Source organism: Amycolatopsis sp. Hca4, from assembly GCF_013364075.1.
Classification (GTDB): Bacteria; Actinomycetota; Actinomycetes; order Mycobacteriales; family Pseudonocardiaceae; genus Amycolatopsis.
The window spans coordinates 7069244-7084150 of the sequence record NZ_CP054925.1 but is presented as its reverse complement, the minus strand read 5'-3'; the positions used below and the strand labels follow the sequence as shown (position 1 = coordinate 7084150).

General features: G+C 71.1%; 17 protein-coding genes. 11 read left to right on the top strand and 6 right to left on the bottom strand.

Features of this window, described 5'->3' with window-relative positions:
• Positions 1-51 precede the first annotated feature (51 nt).
• Entirely contained in the window at positions 52-1920 is a 1869-nt protein-coding gene (locus HUT10_RS31940) for an MFS transporter (RefSeq protein ID WP_176174590.1), read from the top strand.
• Positions 1921-1931: 11 nt separating this feature from the next.
• On the top strand, positions 1932-2408 hold the full coding sequence (locus HUT10_RS31935; protein ID WP_176174589.1) for a DUF2771 family protein: 477 nt from the start codon (positions 1932-1934) through the stop codon (positions 2406-2408).
• Positions 2409-2414: 6 nt separating this feature from the next.
• Here the strand turns inward: HUT10_RS31935 and HUT10_RS31930 are convergent, their stop codons facing one another.
• Positions 2415-2801: a cold-shock protein gene (locus HUT10_RS31930; RefSeq protein WP_086861937.1), complete on the bottom strand. Its 387-nt coding sequence runs from the start codon at positions 2799-2801 to the stop codon at positions 2415-2417.
• Between the two features lie 131 nt (positions 2802-2932).
• Between HUT10_RS31930 and HUT10_RS31925 the strand changes: the two genes are divergently transcribed.
• Positions 2933-3169, top strand: coding sequence for a hypothetical protein (locus tag HUT10_RS31925; protein WP_176174588.1), 237 nt, complete (start codon positions 2933-2935; stop codon positions 3167-3169).
• Between the two features lie 50 nt (positions 3170-3219).
• On the opposite strand, the gene HUT10_RS31920 is transcribed toward HUT10_RS31925, so the two are convergent.
• Positions 3220-3837: an HAD family hydrolase gene (locus HUT10_RS31920; protein ID WP_176174587.1), complete on the bottom strand. Its 618-nt coding sequence runs from the start codon at positions 3835-3837 to the stop codon at positions 3220-3222.
• 95 nt (positions 3838-3932) lie between these two features.
• Between HUT10_RS31920 and HUT10_RS31915 the strand changes: the two genes are divergently transcribed.
• Positions 3933-4517, top strand: a complete 585-nt coding sequence (locus tag HUT10_RS31915; RefSeq protein ID WP_176174586.1) for a TetR/AcrR family transcriptional regulator — start codon at positions 3933-3935, stop codon at positions 4515-4517.
• Between the two features lie 19 nt (positions 4518-4536).
• Complete coding sequence (locus HUT10_RS31910) at positions 4537-5505, top strand: R2-like ligand-binding oxidase (protein WP_176174585.1); 969 nt, start codon at positions 4537-4539, stop codon at positions 5503-5505.
• A gap of 30 nt (positions 5506-5535) precedes the next feature.
• On the opposite strand, the gene HUT10_RS31905 is transcribed toward HUT10_RS31910, so the two are convergent.
• The 4 genes from HUT10_RS31905 to HUT10_RS31890 form a co-directional block, all read right to left on the bottom strand.
• Positions 5536-6675 (bottom strand): hypothetical protein, encoded by a 1140-nt coding sequence (locus HUT10_RS31905; RefSeq protein ID WP_176174584.1) that lies wholly within the window; start codon positions 6673-6675, stop codon positions 5536-5538.
• Between the two features lie 182 nt (positions 6676-6857).
• Entirely contained in the window at positions 6858-8516 is a 1659-nt protein-coding gene (locus HUT10_RS31900; protein WP_176174583.1) for an AMP-binding protein, read from the bottom strand.
• 116 nt (positions 8517-8632) lie between these two features.
• Complete coding sequence (locus tag HUT10_RS31895; RefSeq protein ID WP_176174582.1) at positions 8633-9340, bottom strand: hypothetical protein; 708 nt, start codon at positions 9338-9340, stop codon at positions 8633-8635.
• Positions 9337-9945 carry a hypothetical protein gene (locus tag HUT10_RS31890; RefSeq protein WP_176174581.1) on the bottom strand — a complete coding sequence of 203 codons (609 nt, stop codon included), beginning with the start codon at positions 9943-9945 and terminating at the stop codon, positions 9337-9339. Before HUT10_RS31890 ends, HUT10_RS31895 begins: the two co-directional genes overlap by 4 nt.
• A gap of 146 nt (positions 9946-10091) precedes the next feature.
• On the opposite strand from HUT10_RS31890, the gene HUT10_RS31885 reads away from it, so the two are divergent.
• Genes HUT10_RS31885 through HUT10_RS31860 form a run of 6 tightly spaced genes read left to right on the top strand, consistent with a single transcriptional unit; the run spans position 10092 to position 14865 of the window.
• Positions 10092-11702, top strand: a complete 1611-nt coding sequence (locus HUT10_RS31885; RefSeq protein WP_176174580.1) for an AAA family ATPase — start codon at positions 10092-10094, stop codon at positions 11700-11702.
• Entirely contained in the window at positions 11699-11914 is a 216-nt protein-coding gene (locus tag HUT10_RS31880; protein ID WP_176174579.1) for a DUF2997 domain-containing protein, read from the top strand. Before HUT10_RS31885 ends, HUT10_RS31880 begins: the two co-directional genes overlap by 4 nt.
• Entirely contained in the window at positions 11902-12477 is a 576-nt protein-coding gene (locus HUT10_RS31875) for a 4Fe-4S single cluster domain-containing protein (protein ID WP_176174578.1), read from the top strand. Before HUT10_RS31880 ends, HUT10_RS31875 begins: the two co-directional genes overlap by 13 nt.
• A complete protein-coding gene (locus tag HUT10_RS31870) occupies positions 12474-12917 on the top strand; it encodes a hypothetical protein (protein ID WP_176174577.1) in 444 nt (147 codons plus the stop codon). Before HUT10_RS31875 ends, HUT10_RS31870 begins: the two co-directional genes overlap by 4 nt.
• A complete protein-coding gene (locus tag HUT10_RS31865; RefSeq protein ID WP_176174576.1) occupies positions 12914-14128 on the top strand; it encodes a helix-hairpin-helix domain-containing protein in 1215 nt (404 codons plus the stop codon). Before HUT10_RS31870 ends, HUT10_RS31865 begins: the two co-directional genes overlap by 4 nt.
• 23 nt (positions 14129-14151) lie before the next feature.
• Positions 14152-14865 (top strand): ESX secretion-associated protein EspG, encoded by a 714-nt coding sequence (locus HUT10_RS31860; protein ID WP_176174575.1) that lies wholly within the window; start codon positions 14152-14154, stop codon positions 14863-14865.
• Positions 14866-14907 lie beyond the last annotated feature (42 nt).

The following is a 14907-nucleotide window of genomic DNA, read 5'->3' as shown; positions in this document are numbered from 1 at the left end:
AAGCACGGATGAGCAGGCGGAACCGGCCCCCGGTAAGGCAGGATTGAACACGTGGCACTCTTCGGCTCCCGCTCCGACGGCACTCCGCCGGGTCAGCCGCGCGGCCGGAAGTCCAAACGGCGCTGGACGCCGGAACCGGGCGCCGCGCAGGCCAGGTCCTGGCGGGACGCCGCCGCCCCGCGCGCCGAGCACGGCAGCCCGCCGCCGCCCACGCGCGTGCAGCGGCCCGTCCCGCCGCGCGCCGGGTTCCACGACGGCCGCGTGCCGAACGTCGGCGAGGCGCCCACCGCCGCCGCGCCGACGAACCACCGGCCGCCGCCCCCGCGCGGGGCCCGGCCCTACGACCCGCACCGCACCGAACCCGTCCGCCGCGAGCCGCCCGGCGGCTTCTACCAGGGCGAACGCCACCCCGGCAGCGGTGAGTACGAGCACTACGACACCGGCGGCTACGCCGGCGAGCCTCGGCCGCCGGCACCCGAGCCGCCGCCGCGGGAGGAGCCGCGCACCCCGGGCGGCACGCCGAAGCTGCCGAAGAAGATCACCGTCACCCGGGTGGCGGCGATGCGCAGCCGGCAGCTGACCGGCCAGGCCGTCGGCGCCTTCCAGCGCGCGACCAAGGCCGACGGCGCCGAGAAGTCCGGCCTGACCTCGCTGACCTACGCCGTGATGCTGAACTACGCCAGCGACGCGGCGATGGCGATCGCGCTGGCCAACACCCTCTTCTTCGCCGCGACCAGCGGCGAGAGCAAGGGCAAGGTGGCGCTCTACCTGCTCATCACGATCGCGCCGTTCGCGCTGGTCGCGCCGGTGATCGGGCCGGCGCTCGACAAGGTGCAGCGCGGCAGGCGGCTGGCGATGTGCGCGTCGTCGATCGGCCAGGGCCTGATGGCCGTGGTGATGGCGCTGCACTTCGACGACTGGCTGCTCTACCCGGCCGCGCTCGGGATGATGGTGCTGTCGAAGTCGTTCACCGTGCTCAAGGCCGCGGTGACGCCGCGGGTGCTGCCGTCGGAGATCACGCTTTCCAAGACCAACGCCCGGCTGACCACGTTCGGCCTGGTCGCCGCGGGCGTGTTCGGCGCGCTGGCCAGCGGCGTCAACGCCATCACCGGCTCGGCGGGCGCGCTGTGGTTCACGGCGCTGATCTGCGTGGCCGCGGCCGTGCAGTCGATGCGGATCCCGGCCTGGGTCGAGGCGACCGAGGGCGAGGTGCCGACGTCCCTTTCGGCCCACCCGAAAGAGAAGAAGCGCCGTCAGCCGCTGGGCCGCCACATCGTCGTCGCGCTGTGGGGCAACGGCTCGGTGCGCGTGCTCACCGGCTTCCTGATGATGTTCGCCGCCTTCGCGGTCAAGGCGCAGACCGAGGGCAGCGGGCAGACGCCGTTCATGCAGCTGCTGCTGCTCGGCGTGATCGGCGCCGCGGCCGGTGCCGGCGGCTTCCTCGGCAACGCGCTGGGCTCGCGGCTGCACTTCGGCAGCCCGGACCAGGTGATCGTCGGGTGCGTGGCGGCCTGTGTGGCGGCGGCGCTGGTGGCGACGATCCTGCCCGGCCTGGCCACGGCCGCGATCGTCGGCCTGATCGGCGCGACGGCCAGCGCGCTGGCCAAGATCAGCCTCGACGCCGTCATCCAGGAGGACCTGCCCGAGGAGTCGCGCGCGTCGGCGTTCGGCCGCTCGGAAACCGTGCTGCAGCTGGCCTGGTGCCTCGGCGGCGCGGTCGGGCTGCTGCTGCCGCCGACGTACTGGATCGGGTTCCTGGTGATCACCGTCGTGCTGGCGGTCGGCCTGGCCCAGACGTACCTGGTGCGCCGCGGCGGCTCGCTCGTGCCCGGCCTCGGCGGCGACCGGCCGCTGCGCCCCGAGCCGACCGGCAGCTTCCCGGCCCAGGGCCTGACCGGGGACCCGAGGGCCCGCCGGTAGGGTCTGAGCCCATGCGACGTTCCCGGGTGGTGGCCCTGCTTGCGGCCGGTGGGTTCGCGGTGGCCGGCTGCTCGGCACCCGGCCCGGCCGAGGTCACCTTCTACGCCGACGGCCACACGATCAACACCGCGCCCGTGCTCACGTGCGACTACACGAAGAAGCTCGCGCAGCCGTGCAGCGCGCAGGGCTCGACGCAGACGCTGAAGGTCCGCCCGGGCAAGCCGGTGCAGATCTCGGTGCCCGGCGAAGTCGCCGAATCGCCGTGGCAGATCGTCTACGAGTACGTCACCCCTCAGGGCGAGTTCAAGCAGAGCGACCCGATCCCGTTCACGTCGCTGGACCGCTACGCCTACACGGTCACGCCGCCGACGCCCGCCGACCGCATTTCCGCGGTGGACGTGCAGAAGTACACGGCCGTGCTCAACGCCGACACCGGTGAGTCGGGCCTGCTGCCCAGCGACGTCTGGGGCCTGCGCCTGGAGGCGTAGGGCTCGTTAGGGATCGAGGTCCCGGGCGACCGCGCGCATGATCTCGCCGATCTGCTTGGTGTGCTTGCGGTCCGGGTAGCGGTTGCGCCGCAGGTCCGGCTGCACCTTCAGCTCGAGCAGCTTGATCATGTCCTCGATCAGGCCGTGCAGTTCCTCGGCCGGGCGGCGGCGCGCTTCGGCGACGGACGGCGGCGGGTCGAGCAGCCGGACGGAGAGCGCTTGCGGCCCGCGGCGGCCGTCGGCGACGCCGAACTCCAGCCGCTGACCGGCCTTGAGCCCCTCGACGCCCTGCGGCAGCGCGGCCTTGCGAATGTAGACGTCGGCGCCACCGTCCTGCGTGACGAACCCGAACCCCTTCTCCGCGTCGTACCACTTGACCTTGCCGGTCGGCACTTCCCTCACCAGTCCTTCTGCTGTCCGCTCACGACTAACGCGCCCGGGGCGTACCCAGGGCGCGCTGGGTAAAGGGTATCTCGCCACAGGCCCTGGGGAGAAGTCGATACCGGCGGATACCCTCATACGTCATGAAGAGCACGACGAAGGAGGCCGGCGTGGCCGCTCCCGGCAAACCGTTCCTGATGCGCGTCGGCATCGGCCTTTTCGGCCTCGGCATGCTCGCCGTGCTGGCCGTGTTCATCATGTTCGCCGCCGGTCTGGAGAACCTGCCGATCTGGCTTTCGGTCGCCGCCGGGGTCATCACGCCGCTGGGCCTGCTGCTCGGCTTGATCGCCCTGGTGATCGAGGCGCGCGCCAAGAATTGACAGCGCAGCTCCGCTGCTCCGTTGAGGGCGGCGGCGGGGGCATGGATGGATTAAGGCACCGTCGCGAACGTCTTCTCGAACCACGCCGGGAACTCCGTCAGCGACTCGAACACCACCTCCGCTCCTTCGCTCAGCAGGAGCGTGCGATCGCACGGCCCGGTGGTGACGCCGACCGGGATCGCCCCGGCCGCCAGCGCACCCCGGATGTCACCGGCGTGATCTCCGACATACACCCGGGCGTCGTGGGCCAGCAGCGCTTCGGCCTTCTGCGTCGACCACAGTTCGCCGACGACTTCGTCGACCTCCAGGCCGAGCGCGTCCACGTGCAGCTGCGCGTTGGCCCCGTACTTCCCGGTGACGACCAGCGTGCGCCCGCCCGCGGCCCGGACCGCGCGCAGCGACTCGACCGCGCCCGGCAGCGCGACCGCGCTCGGCACGACCACTTCCGGGTACATCGCGCGGAACCGGTCGACCAGCCCCGGGATGCGCTCCTCGGGCGCTTCGAAGCCGCGCAGGATGTCGTCCAGCGGCGGCCCGAGGTTGGCCGCGAACGCCTCGCCGTCCAGCGGCAGGCCGGATTCGACGCCCAGCGCGTTCATCGCCGCGGCCATGCCCGGCCGGGCGTCGATCAGTGTCATGTCGAGGTCGAACCCCACGGTGATGCCCACAACCGACACGTTAGCCGCCACCACCGACGGTTTTACACGTAAGCCGATCATGTCCAGCGCCTTGACAGTGACGCCATCTGTGTCAAGGTGAGGGTGTGACCAGCTTCACCGAGCGGACGAAGGCGTCCCTGCGGGAGGCGCTGCTCGACGCGGCCGCCGACCTGCTGCCGGACCGCGGCCACGCGGGCCTGCGGATGGCCGACGTCGCCGCGAAAGCCGGGGTGAGCAGGCAGACGGTCTACAACGAGTTCGGGAACAAGGCGGCGCTGACCCAGGCGGTGGCGCTGCGCACCGCGTCGGAGTTCCTCGACGGGATCCGGCAGCGGTTCGAAACGGCGGACGGGCTCCTGGCGGGCATCCACCACGCCGTCGTCTACACGATCGAGCACGCGCGGGAGAACCGCCTGGTCGCGGCGGCGCTCGGCACCGAAGCGGGCGAGGACCTGCTGCCGCTGCTCACGAGCCGCGGCGAGCCGATCCTCACCGCGGCCGCGGACCTCGCCGCCGAGCAGTACCGCGAGTTCGAGCCCGGGCTCTCCGCCGAGGCCGCGGCCCTGCTCGCGGAGACCGTCGTCCGGCTTTCCCTGTCGCACCTGGTGCTGTCCACGCACTCGGCGGCCGAGGCGGCCGACGCCGTCACCGCGGTGCTGGAACCCGCCATCCGCCGATTCGTCCACTGAACCCTCTCGGAGTGAAACGATGACCGACACGCTCCCCGAACTCCGCTCCGGCTTTTCCTCACTGCGCAAGGGCGGGCTGAACTGGGACTCGTTCCCGCTGCGGCTGTTCGTCAAGGGCAACAAGAAGTTCTGGAACCCGGCCGACATCGACTTCAGCCGCGAACGCGAAGGCTGGGACACGCTCAACCCCGAGCAGCAGCGCAGCACGACCTACCTCGTGGCGCAGTTCATCGCCGGCGAAGAGGCGGTCACCGAGGACATCCAGCCGTTCATGCGGGCGATGTCGGCGACCGGCCGGTTCGGCGACGAGATGTACCTGACGCAGTTCTGCTTCGAGGAGGCCAAGCACACGGAGGTGTTCCGGCGCTGGATGGACGCGGTCGGGCTGACCCAGGACCTGCACCCGTTCGTCGCCGAGAACCCGCACTACCGCAAGCTTTTCTACGAAGAGCTGCCGCAGTCGCTGCGGGCGCTGGAGGACGATCCCAGCCCGCTCAACCAGATCCGCGCGAGCGTCACCTACAACCACGTCATCGAGGGCAGCCTCGCGCTGACCGGCTACTACTCGTGGCAGCTGATCTGCACCCAGCACGACATCCTGCCGGGCATGCAGGAACTGGTCCGCCGCATCGGCGACGACGAGCGCCGCCACATGGCCTGGGGCACGTTCACCTGCCGCCGCCACGTCGCCGCGGACGACTCGCTGTGGGACGCGGTGCAGCAGCGGATGGGCGAGCTGCTGCCGCATGCGCTCAACATGATCCAGTGGGTGCAGGACCAGTTCGAGGAACTGCCGTTCGACAACGACCCCCAGGAGATCATCCAGTACGCGGCGGACCGGGCGCAGCGGCGGCTGGGCGCGATCGAGTCGGCGCGCGGGATGCCGGTGGAGCAAATCGACGTCGACTACTCGCCGGAGCAGCTGGAGGAGACGTTCGGCGAAGAAGACGCGAAGGCGATCGCGGAAGCCGCCGCGGCGGTGGGCTGAGGACGCGCACCGCCCCGGCGGCGAAGCCCGTCAGCTCGCCGGCCAGTAGACGGCGTGCCAGCCGTAGGGCAGGTCGGACCGGCCGATGATCGTCCCGTCGCGGGCGATCCCGGTCGCCCAGCTGTAGTCACCGCCGGGCAGGGCGCCGAGGATCGTCTCGGTGCCGTCGGCCGCCCACCGGGCCGCCACCGATTCGACGTTGCCGACCGCCGTGCCCGAGTCGTTGATCGCCACCGCCTCGGACCGCCGGGCGCCCTGCAGCACGGTCACCCCGCTCGCGGACCAGCGAACCGCGCGGGACTGGGCGAATTCGGCCTCCCCGCTGCCGACGACCACCCCGGCCCGGTTGATCGCGCGCGGCGTGGCGGAGGCCGGCGGCGCCGGCCAGTCGAGCCGCACCTGCCTGCCGTCCCGCTTCCAGGCCACCGGGACGTGCTGGCCGGCCTCGGTGACGGTCCCGGCGATCACCCCGAAGTCGTTGATCGCGGCCGCCGTGGCGCCCGGGTTGCCCTGGTTGGCCGGCGAGAGATCGGTGACCGCGCCGGTGGCGCTCCAGCGGACCGCGTGCTGGTTGCCGGCGGCGTCCCAGGCTTCGCCGCTGATCAGCGAGCCGTCGGCGGTGATCCCGGTGACGACGGCCTGCCCGCCGCCGGGCAGCGACGCCAGCTGGGTGACCGAGCCGTCCGGGGCCCAGCGCAGCGCGACGTACGTGCTCTGCGGGGTGCTGCCGCCACCGGCGACCACGCCGGTCCGGCTGATCACGGCCGCGTCGGACGACCCGGTCCACGGCAGCGCGGTGACCGTGCCGTCCGGGGCCCAGCGGACCGCGCGTGTCTCACCCTGCGCGTCCTGGGCCCAGCCCACGGCCACCCCGTGGTCGTTGACGGCGACCGGCCGTCCCTGTTCGCCGCCCAGCGTCGGCAGGGCGCCGATCCGGCCCTGGCTGTCCCACTTCACCGGGTGGAACCGCATGCGCACGTCCTGCGGAAGCGACTCGCCGACCATGGTGCCGTCGGCGTTGATCGCGTTCACCGTGCTGAACGCGTCGCCCGGCAAGGTGCCGAGGTCGACCGGGCCCACCGTGGCCGCGGTCGCGACCCCCGGCAGGCCCAGCGCGGCCGCCGCGAGCAGCGTCCCCACGGTGAGCGGTTTCTTCAGGCTGGACAGCACGACTCCCCCTCCCGCGGCGGTTCCCGTCGCTCCCGTCCGGAAGCGCCCCCTCCGCCGCGCCGGGACAACGCCTGGCCACCCCGGCCGGTTTAGCCGCGTTCACCAGTCCCAGCTGAGAATGATCATCGGACACCTCCCTTCGCGGAATCGCGAAGGGACAACGCCCGGCCGTCCTCAGCGGTTTAGGCGTGCTTCGCCGAAGCCGCTTTCTCCAACCCCAGCAAGCTGATCGACTTCTCGCGCATTTCGACCTTGCGCACCTTCCCCGTCACCGTCATCGGGAACTCCTCGACGACGTGGACGTACCGCGGGATCTTGTAGTGCGCCAGCTTCCCGCTGCAGAACTCGCGCACCTTTTCCGCGTCCAACGGCGAAGCGCCTTCGCGCATCCGGATCCACGCCATCAGCTCTTCGCCGTACTTCTCGTCCGGGACGCCGATCACCTGCGCGTCCAGGATGTCCGGGTGCGTGTAGAGGAACTCCTCGATCTCGCGCGGGTACAGGTTTTCGCCGCCGCGGATGACCATGTCCTTGATGCGGCCGGTGATGTTGACGTAGCCGTCGGCGTCCATCACCGCCAGGTCTCCCGTGTGCATCCAGCGGGCCGCGTCGATCGCCTCCGCCGTCTTGTCCGGCTGCTCCCAGTACCCCAGCATCACCGAATACCCGCGCGTGCACAGCTCGCCCGGCTCGCCGCGCGGGACAGTCAGGCCGGTTTCCGGGTCGACGACCTTCACCTCCAGGTGCGGCCCGACCCGCCCGACCGTCGACACGCGGCGCTCGATCGAGTCGTCGGACCGGGTCTGCGTCGACACCGGGGACGTCTCCGTCATGCCGTAGCAAATGGACACTTCGGCCATCCCCATCCGGTCGATGACCTGCTTCATCACCTCGACCGGGCACGGCGAGCCCGCCATGATCCCGGTGCGCAGCGACGACAGGTCGAACTCGCCGAAGTCCGGGTGGTTGAGCTCGGCGATGAACATCGTCGGCACGCCGTAGAGCGACGTGCACCGCTCGGCCGCGACCGCTTCGAGGGTGGCTTTCGGGTCGAACGCGGGTGCCGGGATGACCATGCAGGCGCCGTGGCTGGTGCAGGCCAGGTTGCCCATCACCATGCCGAAGCAGTGGTAGAAGGGCACCGGGATGCACACCTTGTCTTCTTCGGTGTAGTTGCACAGTTCACCGACGAAGTAGCCGTTGTTGAGGATGTTGTGGTGGGACAGCGTGGCGCCCTTGGGGAAGCCCGTCGTCCCGGACGTGTACTGGATGTTGATCGGGTCGTCGGCCGACAGCCCGGCCTGCAGGTGCGCCAGCTGCGCCGGGTCACCGCCGCGGCCGGCCGCCAGCAGCGCGTCCCAGTCCCCGCCGCCGAGGATCACGACCTGTTCGAGCGCCGCGCACTTCTCGCGCACCTCCTCGGCCATCGCGGGGTAGTCGGACGTCTTGAACTTGTCGGACGCCACCAGCAGCCGGATCCCGGCCTGGTTGAGGACGTACGCGAGCTCGTGCGCGCGGTAGGCGGGGTTGATGTTGACCAGGATCGCGCCGATCTTCGCCGTCGCGTACTGCAGGAACGTCCACTCCGCGCGGTTCGGCGACCAGATGCCGACCCGGTCGCCCTTGCCGATGCCCCGCGCGACCAGCCCCAGCGCCAGCGCGGACACCTCGGCGGCCAGCTCCCGGTAGGTCCACCGCTTCCCGGCGGCCCGGTCGACCAGGGCGTCCCGGTCGGCGAACGCGGCCACCGTCCGGTCGAAGTTGTCGCCGATGGTGTCGCCGAGCAGCGGGACCTCCGAGGTCCCCGAGGCGTAGCTCGGCAGGGCGGGCGCGTCAGGCATGGTGCCTCCTGAAGTCGGCGGTGACTAGCGCCGAGTCTAGGAACCAGGTGCCTGGTCAGCCACCGTATGGCGGGAGGGAGTCAATGCGAACACCCTGGGTGACTCACTCCAGCACGCTATCGCTTGTGCCGATAGTCACGAAGAGCGATGGCGAATCGCTCCTTGAGGTCGTGCTCCGCCTTGCGGCCGGGCAACACTCCGAACTCGTATAGCCTGCTGCGACCCGTCAGGAGGTGGGACACCGATTGGCTGACGACCGTCGCCGCCATGATATTGACGCTCTTACGGGACAGGTCGGCGTCCAAGCCGACGAACTGCCGTCCCATCCCCAGCGACAACGGTGTTGTGTAGTACTTGCCCTCCACGACCAGCACGGCGTGGTGGCTGGGAGGATCGATGCCCAGCGAACGACACCTCGACGCCGCTTCCGCCGGTATCACCAATACGTCCGCTTCGTGCGCCACTTTGCTCGTGCCGACGACGGCGACGCCGGTGTGCACCTCGAGCGGGCTCTTGGCCGTCCCCGGCAAGGTCAACACCGCGTGTGTGAAATCGCCGCTGATCAATCGTCCGGGACTGCGGCGCAGCCTGAATGTGTCGGGTGACTCGCCCGAGCGACGGCTGAAGCTGACCTGGTAGTGCTCTCCGCGTGCGGCCCGAAGCACCAGGGCGAAAAGAAACGCTTCGTACAGGTCATTGCCGGCCGTCGGATCGGTACCACCGACCCGCAGGACGGATGGCAACGCTGCCGGGAGTTGTGCCTCCAGCCGGTTGAGCAATTCCTGGGGCGTGTCATCGTCTGGCCGCTCGCCCAGATTCGTCATCGATCGCTCACCGACCAAGAAAAGCCGTCTTCGTTGATTTCCAGCGGCGCCAGCCATTCTCCCCGCCGCGTCCCTGCCAGCACGCGCAGTGCGTCCACCGCGCCTGCCACCTTGCGTGCCCCGTCCTCCGCATCGACGTCCTCAACCGAAAGCGCCCACGGCTCTCGAACCTGGCCGCGCAGTTCCGCCTCCGGCGGGTCTTCGAACACGAGCCGCTCGGCACCGGAGGCCCCCCGCAGCTCGCGCAACACGAACTGTTCCATCGCCACTGTGCCGGCGGTCGCGACCTCCGTCAGGTCGAGCAGTAGCGCGAGCCGAGCGTCGACATCCAACGGAGCGACAACGACATCTCCCGTATTCAGCCGCTCCTTACCGACGACTGGCGAGTCCGTGTCCTCCCACAGCGTGCCCGTCCGGGCCGCAGAACCACCTGATGAGTAACGACGGCCTCCGAAAGGGTGATCGCGCGCTTGAAGGTCCTTCGGCGTCAATGAGGCACCTTCAGCTGCGATGACGCGCTCCTGCGCCACGACGAATCCGAGCCCGGCGCGCATCAAAAGCTGTTCCAGCTCGGACAACAAGCGTGCGCGTTCTTCCTCGGTCATCGTCCCCCTATCCCAAGCAAATCCAGTGCTTTACCTTATCAGTGGCACTGAATCGACGCGTTGTTTCGGGCACCACCAGTCACTGCAGGCGCCATCCCGGCCGTTGACCGCTGGTAGTGTCCGAACGGACTTCGAGGGGGCGATCGATGGCCGGGTTCCGCGACGAGCTGACCCAGTTGCTGCAGGCGCGCTACCCGCTGCTCGTCGTCGAGACGCACGAAGAGCAGCGGGTGCTGCGGGAGATCCGCGCGGTCGCCGAGGACGCCCACCGGCTGCGGACGCCGCGGCGCGTGTACGTCTGGTCGTCCACCACCGGGCTGGCCCCCGCGGGCGGCCCGCCGATCACCGAGACGCGCACCGCGGCGGCCGCCCTCGAACGCGTCTACGGCTGGGGTGAACCCGCCGTCTTCGTCTTCGCCGACCTGCACCCGTCGCTGGTCTCCGAGGGCGGGCACCGGCCCGATCCCGACGTCGTGCGCCGGCTGAGGGAGCTCGCCGCCGCGTTCAAGACCCGGCCGGTGCCGCTGAGCGTGATCCTCGTTTCGCCGTCGCTGCCCGTGCCGCCGGAGCTCGAGCACGACGCGACCGTCGTCGACTTCCCGCTGCCCGACCAGCGCCAGATCGGCGAACTGCTGGACAGCATGGTCGCCGCGCACCGGCAGAACGTCCGGATCAGCATCGACCGGGACGACCGGGACATGATCGTCGCCGCCGCGCGCGGGCTGACGCTGCCGGAGGCCGAAAACGCGTTCGCCAGGGCGCTGGTCGAGGGCGGCGGGCTCGACCCGAGCGACCTGGAGCTGATCCTGGCCGAGAAGCGCCAGGCCGTCCGGCGCTCCGGGATGCTCGACATCGTGCCGGCCGAGACGAGCTTCGACGCCGTCGGCGGCCTCGACCGGCTCAAGCGGTGGCTGACCAAGCGCACCGGCACCTGGACGCCCGCGGCCTCGGCGTACAACCTCGCGGCGCCGAAGGGCCTGCTGCTCACCGGCGTCCCCGGCTGCGGCAAGAGCCTGTCCGCGGTGTGCGTCGCGAACATGTGGCGGCTGCCGTTGCTGCGGCTGGACCTCGGGCGCGTCTTCGCCGGGCTGGTCGGATCGAGCGAGAAGAACATCCGCACGGTCATCCGCACCGCCGAGGGCATCGCCCCCTGCGTGCTGTGGGTCGACGAGATCGAAAAGGGGCTCGCGGGGGCCGGCGGCGGGGGCGACGGCGGCACCGCGCGGCGCGTCTTCGGCACGTTCCTGTCCTGGATGCAGGAGAAGTCGGCGCCGGTGTTCGTGATGGCGACGGCGAACCAGGTCGGCTCGCTGCCGCCGGAGTTCCTGCGCAAGGGCCGGTTCGACGAGATCTTCTTCGTCGACCTGCCCTCGGCGCCCGAGCGCGCCGCGATCTGGCGGATCCACCTGGCCAAGCGCGTCACCGATCCGTTCGTGGGCAGCGAACTGCGGCTGGACGACGGGCTGTTCGCCGAGCTCGCCGACGTCAGCGCGGGCTACAGCGGCGCCGAGATCGAGCAGGCCGTGCTGTCCGGGCTCGTGGACGCGTTCGCCGAGAAGCGGCCACTGCGCCGGGACGACCTGGTGCGGGCGGTCAAGTCGACCGTGCCGCTGTCGGTCACCCAGGCCGACGAGATCCTGGCCATCCGGAACTGGGCGGAGACCAGGGCCGTGGCCGCCACCGACACCTCATCGGGTTCGGAGCCGGTCGCGCCGCCGCCACCGGCTTCATCGGGCGGGAGGACGATCGACGTATGACGCACCGCGTGACCGTGACCATCGGCAAGGACGGCTCGATCAGCGCCGAAACCCACGGCGTGACCGGCTCGAAGTGCCTCGACTACATCCCGCTGCTGGAGGACCTGCTCGGCGCGGAGACCGAGACGTCGGAGTTCACCGAGGACTACCGGCGCACTTCCGCCTCCGTGGAAGACACCGCTTCGCAGCAGCAGTCGCAATGGAACTCCTGAACCTGCACCGGGTCGTCGACGTCACCGCGGCCGAAGGCCCGGGCCTGCGGTGTGCCGTGTGGACGCAGGGGTGTTCGGTGCGCTGCCCGGGGTGCTTCAACCCGCAGACGTGGACGACCCGCGGCGGGTTTTCCTTGTCGTGGCCGGACTTGGCGTCACGCGTGCTCGCCGTCTCCGGGATCGAAGGCGTCACCCTGCTCGGCGGTGAGCCGTTCGACCAGGCGGAACCACTGGGGCGCTTCGCTTCCGCGGTGCGCTCGGCGGGGCTGTCGGTGATGACGTTCACCGGGCACGTCCTGGAGGAGCTGCCGCCGTCCGAGCTGCTGGCTGCGACGGACCTGCTGGTGGACGGGCCCTTTCTGGCGGACCGGCCGGAGCCGTCCCGGCCGTGGGTGGGCTCGGCGAACCAGCGGTTCCACTTCCTGACCGGCCGCTACGACGAGTCGATCTTCGCCACCCCGAACCGCCTGGAGCTGACGATCGCGACCGACGGCGCGATCGAGCTGAACGGGTTCGCCACCACCGAAGTCCTCGAAGCGCTGCTCGAAGGGGAACGCCGATGAGTGTCACGCTCAAGCTGCGCAGTGAGGCGCTGGCCCAGCTCGACGCGGCCACGGTCGCCGCGCACGCGCAGGCGCGGCCGGGGGTCGTCACCGTGCGGACCCGGATGCGTCACCGCGACCTGCTGTCCCGGGCGCTCGTCGGGCTGCGTGCCCAGGTCACCGACGACGGCACGTCCGTCTTCGCCGCCTGGGAGGGGCGGCGGATCGCGTTCGGTTACGGCGCCGAGGGCGTCCAGGTGGCGCACGTCGACGGGCCGGGTCTCACCGAGGCCGAGGCTGCGCGGCTGGTGCTGTCGGTCGACGAGGCGTACGCGGCCGAAGTGCAGCGCGCGGTGCTGGCCCGGCTGAAGGACCGGGCCGCGCAAGCCGGTATGCGCGTCGAATCGGAGCGGGTCAACGCCGACCAGTCGATCAGCGTCACGCTGGCCGCCACGTCGTGACCGAGACCAGGGTCGGGCTGATCGAGTTCGGCAAGGCGATCCACGACTCGGTCACCGTCCCCGGCCTCGGCGAGCTGCCCGGCGGCCAGGTCAGCGCGGGCCGCGCGACCCGCGGCGCCCGCGCGCGGCTGCTGCGGGGCGGCCGGGTCGTCGAGGACGACCTGCGCCTCGGGATCGTGGTGCGGAAGAAGTTCTTTTCCAGCGACGTCGAGCCGGTGACGGACGCGGGGTTCCTCAAGGACGTGTTCGTCGCGGTCGGCCGGCGCGACCTCGGCAACGGCGACTCGCTGGAGCTGTACACCGACGACACGGTCGGACCGGACCTGAGCCGGCCGGAGGCGGCGGTGTCGGTGGTGGCGCCGGCGTTCGACCAGCTGACCGGGTTCCGCGCGCAGGTGCACGTCCGGGAGGGCGTCCTGCGCTTCGGGGCGCTGTGCGCGTCGGCGCAGGGTGGCCAGCCGATGCGGGTGCTCGGGCTGTTCGGGCCGGCCGGGCCGCTCGAGGAGCTGCCGGCGGGCCAGGTGGCGACGGTGCTGCTGGGCTTCCAGTGCGACGCGCCGCCGATGGCCGGGGACGTGCTGACGGCGTTCCCCACGCCGGGCTTCGTGGAGCACCGCGACGGGACGGCGGTGGTCCACGGCGTCACCGACCTCGGCCCCGGCGCCCTGGTGGCGGCGGTCGAGGTGCCGGAGGGGCGCAGCGCGGCGTTCACGGTGGGGGTGCGGGTCCGGGTGCTGCGCCCGATCGGGACGACGTTCAACGAGCGCAGCACGGTCATCGCGGCGGGGTTGCCGGTGCTTTCGCTGGCGCGGGACGGGGTCGCGGTGCGGTCCACGGCGGGGTCGCGGGTGTTCACGGTGGGGCTGGGGACGCGGGATCTGCGGCAGAACGACGTGCTCGAGGCTTATGTGCCGGCGTCTTCTCCCGCTTTGGCGCCTCCTCTTGCTTTGGCACCTCCTCCTGCGCCGCCGGTGGCGTTGGTCGACGTCAACACGGCGTCGGCGGCCGACTTGGCTCGCCTGCCGGGCCTCACGCCAGACCGGGTGACGACGGCGCTGGAGCTGCGCCGCCAGCAGGGCGGCTTCCCGGACGTGGAGGCGTTCGGAGTGGCAATCGGGTTACAGCCGCACGAGATCGTCCACCTGCGCGGACGGGCGACGGCCGGCCGGGTGGCGTTGCCGGAGACGGGCGTTCGTCAGCTGGACATCTGACGGGTTCCGCTACGCTCGGACCCGTGCCGGAGGAATTCGCGCTGGGCTTGCCGGAGGTGACCGCCGCGGTCCGGCGCACGGGTCTCCCGGCGCACTGGGAGCCGTTCGAGATCCGCAGCCCGGGCCACACGCTGGTGGAGCACGAGCAGATCCTGGCGGAGGCGTGGGAGACGCTGCGAGCCCGCGGCCTGGCGGGGCCGGACAAGCTGGACATCGAGGTCGAGCAGACGCTGCGGGCGTGGACCCGGCCGGAGGTCCTGATCATCGTCCGAGCGGCGGAGCTGACGGAGAACCGCCAGGTGTTCTACCGAGCCACGATCGGCCACGGCCTCGGCGTGTACTCGGAGCTGGTGCCGGAGGGGATCAACTTCGTCCGGATCCGCCCCGACCACCTGGTCGACGCCCTGATCGGCATCCTCCCCGGCTACGCACCGCTACCGGTGGCCCCGGCCACGACAACGGTGGGCCCGAACCGGCCACCGGACCCCGAAGCACTGCGCGACTACGCGCAGTGGGCCCCCCACCGCCACGGCACGTTCGAGCTGTCGACCCGCTTGGGCCAGGGCAATCTCCGCCCGGTGGGAACGGTGAATTTCGTGGACACGGACGGCGGCCGCTACCTGACGTTCACGGACCCACTGTCCGGCGGCGAGTCCCGGCTCAGGTTCGTCCCCTCGGACGGGGGACACCTGAGAGGGTGGCTGCACGAGCGCATCGCGGAGACGACCCACCGGTGACGCGCGTCCTCGCACGAGTGCGTGATCTACCCGTAGTGTGCA

Excerpts from the sequence above, each read along its gene's own strand:
- HUT10_RS31900 (WP_176174583.1), bottom strand. The coding sequence starts at position 8,516 with ATGCCTGACGCGCCCGCCCTGCCGAGCTACGCCTCGGGGACCTCGGAG.
- HUT10_RS31895 (WP_176174582.1), bottom strand. The coding sequence starts at position 9,340 with ATGACGAATCTGGGCGAGCGGCCAGACGATGACACGCCCCAGGAATTG.
- HUT10_RS31880 (WP_176174579.1), top strand. The coding sequence starts at position 11,699 with ATGACGCACCGCGTGACCGTGACCATCGGCAAGGACGGCTCGATCAGC.
- HUT10_RS31890 (WP_176174581.1), bottom strand. The coding sequence starts at position 9,945 with ATGACCGAGGAAGAACGCGCACGCTTGTTGTCCGAGCTGGAACAGCTT.
- HUT10_RS31875 (WP_176174578.1), top strand. The coding sequence starts at position 11,902 with ATGGAACTCCTGAACCTGCACCGGGTCGTCGACGTCACCGCGGCCGAA.
- HUT10_RS31870 (WP_176174577.1), top strand. The coding sequence starts at position 12,474 with ATGAGTGTCACGCTCAAGCTGCGCAGTGAGGCGCTGGCCCAGCTCGAC.
- HUT10_RS31910 (WP_176174585.1), top strand. The coding sequence starts at position 4,537 with ATGACCGACACGCTCCCCGAACTCCGCTCCGGCTTTTCCTCACTGCGC.
- HUT10_RS31925 (WP_176174588.1), top strand. The coding sequence starts at position 2,933 with ATGAAGAGCACGACGAAGGAGGCCGGCGTGGCCGCTCCCGGCAAACCG.
- HUT10_RS31935 (WP_176174589.1), top strand. The coding sequence starts at position 1,932 with ATGCGACGTTCCCGGGTGGTGGCCCTGCTTGCGGCCGGTGGGTTCGCG.
- HUT10_RS31885 (WP_176174580.1), top strand. The coding sequence starts at position 10,092 with ATGGCCGGGTTCCGCGACGAGCTGACCCAGTTGCTGCAGGCGCGCTAC.